Raw genomic sequence first — 706 nt, 5'->3', positions numbered from 1 at the left:
CAATCTCGAAGAGCCGCTACCTGACATTGCATCGAGTGTTCGCCGGATATCAATTCTCGGAACGTTCTCCCGTAGGCAGATATACGGGCGATTAGTAACTATTGCGGTGTTGACAGTTTCTGTCGTTGGGGTCGCGTATTTTCAGCGTCTCCTTCTCGTGCAAATGCATTTCTCGCTTGAAACCATTGGTTGGGCATTAGGCACGGTCAGCCCAATCACGAACGGCATTGTTGCTTCGTTGGTTCCTTGGATGACGCGGTGGTTCGGAACACGGCCGATGCTGGTGATATCAGTGATAGCCTTTTCCGTTTGCAATGGTCTCTCTATGCTTTACATCCAAAGCAATCACAATGCAGCGATGCTCAATATTTGCATCGCGAGCAATGCGATTGGAAGCGTGATCTCTGTGTTGATATATAGAGCGCTACTACGTTGGGCGGATGGCGAGCAATCAGCAACAGACTACGCAGTGCTCTGCGGTGGTAGTCGGCTGGTGGCAACAGGAGCAATCATGTTGTTACCTCCAATTATCTCTCAATTCGGTTGGGGTGACTTTTACGGCGCGGCAACTCTAGTGTTGTTATTGAGTGCGTTGGCCTTCGCGTCCAAAGAGAAAATGCACAATTAAGCCAATTAAGGCGTTTTACATTTGTCCGATGCAGTCGGGAGAATGGAGGATGGTATGCAGCAGAGAACAATCGCCAGC

1 protein-coding gene is annotated in these 706 nt (G+C 49.6%); it reads left to right on the top strand.

What is annotated here, in order from left to right:
* Nucleotides 1–628, top strand: a 628-nt coding sequence (locus tag WM40_RS27285) for an MFS transporter (RefSeq protein WP_162199139.1), incomplete at its 5' end; no start/stop codon positions are given.
* Between the last annotated feature and the right edge of the window lie 78 nt (nt 629–706).

Source organism: Robbsia andropogonis (genome assembly GCF_000970345.1).
Taxonomy (GTDB): Bacteria; Pseudomonadota; Gammaproteobacteria; order Burkholderiales; family Burkholderiaceae; genus Robbsia; species Robbsia andropogonis.
This window is presented reverse-complemented; position numbering and strand designations above follow the sequence as displayed.